The sequence below is a fragment of the Pseudomonadota bacterium genome (assembly GCA_010028905.1).
Lineage (GTDB): Bacteria > Vulcanimicrobiota > Xenobia > RGZZ01 > RGZZ01 > RGZZ01.
Window position 1 is genome coordinate 1 of sequence record RGZZ01000272.1, and the last position, 6,990, is coordinate 6,990.

Below are 6,990 nucleotides of genomic sequence, written 5' to 3' on the forward strand. Positions count from 1 at the left end.
ACAGAGGGATCGAGGCGCCCGATGCGAAACCGCTTCTGCCCATGCCCAGGCCGATCTACGTTTGCGCGGCGCACATCGCTTCGCTTCTCACCGCCCTCACACGCACCCCCGCCGTCGCACAGGCCCCTGCGACGCCCGCGCCCCTCCGCGCCGCTGCCCAGGCAGTGCCTTCGCCCACGCCCCAGACGGTCGCGCCCAAGACCGCGCCAGCCCCTGTGCGCGCACGCCTCACCGTGAGCCAGGCCGTGGCCAACGCCCAGGCCCAGAGCCCCATCATCGCGGCCGCCCGCAAGAACGTCGAGGTGTCGGTAGCCCAGCTCAATCAGGCCTATTCCACCTACTACCCCAACCTCTCGCTGAGCAGCAGCTACCAGCACGCCTACTCCGAGAGCACGGTCACCGTGAACGGCAACAGCGTCGATCCCTCGACCGGATCGCTGGTCTTCAGCAAGAGCAACAAGACCCAGGCGAGCTCTCGCGACACCATCACCGGATCGACGAGCCTGACCCAGACCCTGTACGACTTCGGACAGCGCACCTTGCAGGTGCGCGCTGCCGAGCAGAACGTGGCCGCGCTGAAGAACCAGCTGGCCGGCAAACGGAATGACGTGACCTTGAACGTGCGCCAGCAGTTCTTCTCCGCATTCGTGAACCAGGTTCTGGTGAAGATCAACGAGCAGGCGGTGGCCAGCAACACCGAGCATGTGCGGCAGGCCGAAGAGCTGTATCGCGCAGGCACGAAGGCACGGGTCGACATCACCATGGCCCAGGCCAACCTCGCTACCGCTCGCTTCAACCTGGTGAAAGCGCAGGGCGCGCTTCGCACCGCCTGGGTGAATCTCAACGTGGCCATGGGAGCGCCCCGAGACACCCCGTACGACCTCGACCTCGAGCAGACCGATGACGTGCCGGTCTCCCTTGACACCCCACGCCTGCTGCAGATCGCGCTCGCCCGGCGCCCCGACCTGCTGGCCCTGCTGGCCCAGATGCGCGCCACCCTGTGCACCCTCGAACTGCAGTACCGCCTGAACCTGCCGGTGTTCAGCGCCTCGGTGTCGTACGGCTACACCGGCGTGCCCTCGCCCCTCGACGTGTTCTGGAACGGGGGCGTGAGCCTTCGGTGGAGCGTGTTCAACGGCTTCCTCACGCACTACCAGGCCAGCCAGTACCGCGCCCAGGCCGAGTCGCAGGCGTTGCAGCTCGAGAACCTGCGCCTCACCGTGTTCGGTCAGGTCGAGAATGACTGCATCGCGTTCGAGCAGGCGCGCATCGCGGTCGACACGGCCCAGGTGGGCGTCACCAACGCCCAGGAGAACTACCGCCTCGCGCGCGAGCGATACGCCGTGGGGCTGGGCAGCAGCGTCGACTTCATCGACGCCCAGACCACCCTCACCCAGGCACAGTCGAACCTTGCCACAGCCCAGAGCGACCTGCGCACGGCCCGAGCCCAGCTCGAGCGCGACACCGCCGTCGAGAGCATCAAGGACCTGCCCCCGCCGGCATCTCCCATCGTGCCGGAACGCATCCCCGGGAGCACGTTGAAGCTCCCCGACGTCCCCACCCCGCGCCCGGATTCCGCGACGAACCTCCAAGAGAGACGGCCATGAAGATCACCTTGCACCCCAACCTCCACCGCACCGATCCCTGCGAGCACGCGCGACGCTCCGCTCGCCACGGCCGCGCGACCCGTGCCGTCATCATTGTGATGACGGTCATCGTGGCCCTGGGCGCAGCCTGGATGTGGATGCGCCCCACGAGCACGAAGGCCGCCGTGGAGTACGAGACGGGTCTCGTAACGCGAGGCGAGGTGAGCTCGCACGTCACGGCCACCGGCACCCTGAACGCGGTCACCGCCCTCGAGGTGGGCAGCCAGGTCTCCGGAATCATACGCCACCTCTACGTCGACTACAACTCCCCGGTCAAGAAGGGGCAGGCCCTGGCCCAGATCGATCAAGCCACCTTCCAGGCCCAGGTCGACCAGGCCGAAGCCGCCGTGAGCAACGCCGAAGCCGCCTTCCAGAACGCGCGCGCGGCCGAGAAGGACACCTCTGCCGGCATCACCTCGGCCGGGGCCTCGGTCTTGAGCTTCCAGGCAAAGGCCGCGTCGGCGCGCGCCGCGGTGGCGAACGCGAACGCCGGGCTGCGGGCCGCCCAGGCGAATCTCCAGAAGGCACAGTCCGACCTTCACCAGGCCGAGATCAACCATTCGCGCAACAAGACGCTGCTGGCCAAGGACCTCATTCCTCGCAGCGACTACGACACCACCAGCACCCAGCTCACAAACGCCCGTGCCGCCGTCGGCGCCGCTCGTGGTCAGGTTGACGCCGCCCAGGCCACCGCCCGGGCAGCCGAGTTCACGGCCCGATCGGCCGAGATGGAGATCGAGACCGCCCGGATGCGCCAGCAATCGGCGATGGCCCAGCATGAGCAGTCGCTGGCCTCGATGCGCGCCGCCGAAGCGCAGACGCGGGCCCAGAAGGCTTTGCTGACACAGCATCGCACCACCCTGTCGTACACCACCATCCGATCGCCCATCGACGGCGTGGTGGTCGACCGCAAGGTGCAGATCGGGCAGACCGTAGCCGCCAACTTCCAGGCCCCCGATCTCTTCTCGCTGGCCGAAGACCTCACCACCATGGAGGTGGCGTCTAACATCGACGAGGCCGACATCGGACGCGTGCGCACCGGCGCGCACGCCACGTTCACCGTCGACTCGTTCCCCGGACGCAAGTTCGCCGGTGAGGTGCGCCTGATCCGCCAGGCCCCCGTGACCGTGAACAACGTCGTCACCTACGTGGTGATGGTGCGAACGAAGAACCCGGACCTGCTGCTCAAGCCCGGGATGACGGCTACCGTGAGCATCGACGTGGAGACCCGCAAGGACGTGCTGCTGGTGCCCAACGCCGCGATCCGTTTCAAGCCTGGCGGAAGAGGGGACGAAGAGAAGCGCGACAAGGCCAGCGCAGCCCCCAGCGACGCACCGGGTGGCGCACCCACCGACGGAAAGAAGAACGGCGGACATTCCCGCAAGCAGGAAGACAGCCCGACGCTCCCCCCGGGCCGGATCGACACAAACATCTCGACGCGGCCGCAGAAGGTGTGGGTGCAAGACCCCGGCGATTCGACCCGCCTCGAGCCGCGCAAGGTGTTTCTCGGCATCACCGATGGTCAGAGCACCGAGGTGATGCGCGGCGACCTGAAGGAGGGCGACAAGGTGATCACCGGGTCGAACGAGCAGGGCGGCGACAGCAGCAAGGGCAAGAGCTCGAGCCGAATGCGGTTCTTCTGATGCCGGGCGAGACGGTCATCGAGGCTCGCGGGCTGACGCGGGTGTACCACACCGGCGAGGTGGAGGTGCGCGCCCTGCGCGGCGTCGACATCGTGGTCGAACGAGGTGACTTCGTGGCCATCATGGGGCCGTCGGGGTCTGGCAAGTCGACCACCATGAACATCCTGGGGTGCCTCGACCGCCCGACGGGGGGCAGCTACGTGCTCGATGGCGTCGAGGTCTCATCGCTGTCGCGCGACGACCTGGCCGGCATCCGCAACCGCAAGATCGGATTCGTGTTTCAAGGGTTCAACCTGCTGGCGCGCACCTCGGCCCTCGAGAACGTGGAGCTGCCCATGCTCTATGCCGGTGAGGCCTCCGCACGCGAGCGGGTGGAACGTGCCACCGCCGCGCTCACGGCCGTGGGGCTGGGAAAGCGCACCCACCACGTGCCCACCCAGATGTCCGGCGGCGAGCAGCAGCGCGTGGCCATCGCGCGCGCGCTGGTGAACCGCCCGGCCATACTGCTGGCCGACGAGCCCACCGGCAACCTCGACAGCCGCACCTCGGTCGAGGTCATGCGCATCCTTCAAGACCTCAACGAGCGAGAAGCGCTCACCATCATCCTCGTCACCCACGAACCCGACATCGCCCAGTACGCCCGCCGGATCATCACGTTCCGGGATGGGCGCATCCGCTCAGACGTGGCGGTGACCAACCGCGTCAGCGCCGCAGCCACACTCGAGACCATGAGCCTCGAGGTCGACGCATGAACCGCGCTGCGTGCGCTCGTGCGCAACCGCCTGCGCACCTTCCTCACCATGCTGGGCATCATCATCGGCGTGGCCACCGTCATCAGCATGCTCGCCATCGGCACGGGGGCGCGCACCTCGGTTGAATCAACCATCAACAGCCTGGGCACCAACATGCTTTTCGTCTCTCCTGGCTCGGTGACCCAGGGCGGCGTGCGCAGCGGCGCGTACGGTCGCAGCACCCTCACGGCCGATGACGTGGGCGCCATGGCCAAGGAGTGCCCATCGGTGCTGGCCGCGGTGCCTATGACGAGCAACGGTGCCCAGATCGTCTATGCGAACCAGAACTGGCAGACCCAGGTGAGCGGCGCGGGCGTCGATTACCCCATCGTGCGCAACTGGCCCTTGGCCAAGGGGCGCTTCTTTCTCGAAGACGAGGTGCGGTCTGGTGCCAAGGTCGCCGTACTCGGCCAGGTCGTGGTCGACCAGCTCTTCGGCAGCGAGGACCCCATCGACCGCACCATCCGCGTACGCAACGTGCCCGTGCGGGTGGTGGGTGTGCTGACAGAAAAAGGCGACACCGCCATGGGCAACAGCCAGGACGACACCGTACTGGTTCCCTATACCACGGCCATGAAACGCCTCTTCCACCTGCAGTTCCTGCGCTACGCCATGGTGAGCGCGCGCTCGAAAGATCTGGTCGAGAAGGCGAAGAGCGAGATCTCCGCGCTCATGCGCCAGCGCCATCGCATCGGACCTGGCGAGGAAGACGACGTCAGCATCCGGACCCAGGCTGAGTTCGCGCAGACCGCCGCGGCCTCTGCGCGCATCTTCACCATGCTGCTCGGCGGCATCGCTTCGGTATCGCTGCTCGTGGGCGGCATCGGCATCATGAACATCATGCTGGTATCGGTGACCGAGCGCATCCGCGAGATCGGCATCCGCATGGCGCTGGGCGCGCGCAGCCAGGACATCCTGCTGCAGTTCCTGGTCGAATCGATGATGCTCTCGCTCCTGGGTGGAACCCTTGGCATCATGCTCGGGTACGGCATCTCGAAGGGAGCCGCGCGCTTCTCGGAATGGCCGCTCATGGTGTCGACCGAGTCCGTTGTGATTGCGTTCGGGTTCTCAGCGGTGGTGGGCGTCTTCTTCGGGCTCTATCCCGCGTTCAAGGCGTCGCGCCTCGACCCCATCGAAGCGCTGCGCCACGAGTAGCCGCGCGCGTCTTCCTCCGCCCGCCCCCGGGCCGACGGAAATGAAAAGGGCCTCGACGAGCGAGGCCGCAGAAATGAGACCGAACGTATCGAGAGGGACCGACTACCGAGACGGCCCGAAGCCGTCTGACTCGAGGGTGTTGTTCGCGACCAGAAGACCGCGAGGCCAACCTTGCCCAGGCTCGGGCCGAGCGGCGATGCCGCTGTCTGGCGTGGAGGCGGAGAGAAGAAGGGCCCACACCGAGGCGACGCGCGCGGCGCTCGCCAGGGCGTTCTCGGGGGCGATCATCGAGCGACCCAGGACCGCGATGCCATCACCGGAAACCGAGAATGAAGAGATAGAGGTGCAGCCCGCCATGTGCGATGGATCCTTCCTCATCTACCGATGGCCTCGATTCGTCTCGAGGCGCTCCAGCCTTGCCTTATGCCCCCATGATGGCGCATCACGACAGGGGGGCGCAAGCCCGAGTTGTGAACTTCATGTTGCCGATGTTTCACCGATGTGAACATCCGTGACACGCTTGTGGCACATTCGAGACGCGCGCCAGGCAGGGCTACGGGATGAACGGCACCAGCAGGTGCGCATCGTGCACACCGCCCACGTGCGCAACGCACGTGGCGGGCGGTGACGGCGCGTAGCGTGCCGGGAAGGCGCCGAGAAAAGGGTTCCAGAGATAGAACCAGCGCCCCTGGACGTCGAGGCGCATCGACTCGCCCTTGGCAAAGAAGGTCGACGAGGGCAGCAGCGCGATGTCGACCGCCACGATCTCACCCGGGGAGAGAGGCTGCCGATTGCGATGGGTGTGCACGGGCTGCCAATCGCGCGTCTGCTCGAGATCGAGGGCGCGATGCGATGCCTTCAGCCATCCACGGGTCACCATGTCGAGGCCGAAGCCGTATCCCCCCTCGAACGTGACCTCGCGCCCGTTGCTGAACTTGCGCACCCCCGCGAAGAGATGCAGGTCATCGGCACCCCGCGCCTCGACGTGGAGGCGCAGCTTCATCGGACCGGTGATCTCGGTGTCGTGATCGAAGGTATAGGTGAAGGTCAGGCGTCCGTTCCGGGTGTCGAACGAGAGCGCGCTCCCCGCCTCTGACGGATCGCGATCGAGCCGCCCGTCGGAGCGCAGCCAGAGGGGCGTGAACACGGTCGAGGGCAGCGGCCACGCGGCTTCGTGACGCACCTCGTGGATCTCTCGACGAGAGCGGCGCACCTCGAGACGCACCGGCGGCACATCGGCCATGCCGTTGTCCTCATCCTTCAATGCCCAGTCGAAGAAGCGCGCCTGGGCTTCGAGGGCCTCGCGCGAGTAGTAGACCGACCACTTGCCGCCGCGGTGGGTGTAGAGCCACCGATGCTTCGAGCTGGCGCGCGCGAACCCCCGAAAAGAGCCCCGCGTGTGCAGCGTGTGATCGGAGAAGCTGCCGCACACCAGCATGGGAACCTCGATGTCGTCGAGGCGCGGGGTGTGCTCGGCCCACCAGTCGTCGCGCTCGGGATGACGTGCCTGCTCGCCCAGGAGATCGAGCGAGATGCGTCCGCCCGCGCGCACGCCGCGGCTCCAGATGGCGAAGAACCCACGTTCCTCGATGCCGCCAGGGCAGGCGAGATCGCGATACAGATCAGAGAAGCCTTCCCACGGGCAGATGGCGCACAGGTGAGGCGGGCGCGTGGCGGCCGCCCCCCACTGGCTGAGCGCGAGATACGACACGCCGTTGAGGCCCACGCGTCCCGTCGACCACGGCTGCGCGGCCG

General features: G+C 67.1%; 6 protein-coding genes. 4 read left to right on the plus strand and 2 right to left on the minus strand.

Translation table 11 applies throughout. From position 1 onward, the window contains the following. From EB084_16545 to EB084_16560, 4 genes are all read left to right on the plus strand, one after another. On the plus strand, positions 1-1,607 hold a 1,607-nt coding region (locus EB084_16545; GenBank protein ID NDD29866.1), incomplete at its 5' end, for a TolC family protein. Then, positions 1,604-3,289: an efflux RND transporter periplasmic adaptor subunit gene (locus EB084_16550; protein ID NDD29867.1), complete on the plus strand. Its 1,686-nt coding sequence runs from the start codon at positions 1,604-1,606 to the stop codon at positions 3,287-3,289. The genes EB084_16545 and EB084_16550, both read left to right, overlap by 4 nt. Next, the gene (locus tag EB084_16555) at positions 3,289-4,041 is read left to right on the plus strand and encodes an ABC transporter ATP-binding protein (protein NDD29868.1); all 753 of its coding nucleotides are present in this window, start codon (positions 3,289-3,291) and stop codon (positions 4,039-4,041) included. The genes EB084_16550 and EB084_16555 overlap by 1 nt, the downstream gene beginning before the upstream one ends. Before the next feature lie 48 nt (positions 4,042-4,089). Beyond that, on the plus strand, positions 4,090-5,235 hold the full coding sequence (locus EB084_16560) for an FtsX-like permease family protein (protein ID NDD29869.1): 1,146 nt from the start codon (positions 4,090-4,092) through the stop codon (positions 5,233-5,235). Positions 5,236-5,337: 102 nt separating this feature from the next. Here EB084_16560 and EB084_16565 read toward each other — a convergent pair whose 3' ends face one another. Both EB084_16565 and EB084_16570 read right to left on the minus strand, forming a co-directional pair. Beyond that, positions 5,338-5,592, minus strand: a complete 255-nt coding sequence (locus EB084_16565; GenBank protein NDD29870.1) for a hypothetical protein — start codon at positions 5,590-5,592, stop codon at positions 5,338-5,340. Positions 5,593-5,788: 196 nt separating this feature from the next. Beyond that, positions 5,789-6,961: a CocE/NonD family hydrolase gene (locus EB084_16570; GenBank protein NDD29871.1), complete on the minus strand. Its 1,173-nt coding sequence runs from the start codon at positions 6,959-6,961 to the stop codon at positions 5,789-5,791. Positions 6,962-6,990 lie beyond the last annotated feature (29 nt).